1 pseudogene is annotated in these 221 nt (G+C 52.5%); it reads right to left on the bottom strand.

The features are described from left to right. Positions 1 to 203: pseudogene (locus H6B10_RS16915) on the bottom strand (hypothetical protein); the annotation flags it as partial. Positions 204 to 221: the final 18 nt, after the last annotated feature.

The following is a 221-nucleotide window of genomic DNA, read 5'->3' as shown; positions in this document are numbered from 1 at the left end:
TTGACAATATGCATTTCTATCGGTTCCTGAACCTTGCCAGACGGGCGGGCATTACGCTGCCGGTTTCGGCCGGTGTGATGCCGATTGTAAAACGCAGTCAGATCGAACGCACCGCCCTCAATCAAATCACGAAGCTGACGAATGGAATAGTCAATACCTGCGTCATACAAGGCAGCCGGGTCATCCTGCCAACGGGAAATCATCCGTGTAAACTCCGAAGG

The organism is Gemmiger formicilis, assembly GCF_016901605.1.
Lineage (GTDB): Bacteria > Bacillota > Clostridia > Oscillospirales > Ruminococcaceae > Gemmiger > Gemmiger formicilis_B.
This window is presented reverse-complemented; position numbering and strand designations above follow the sequence as displayed.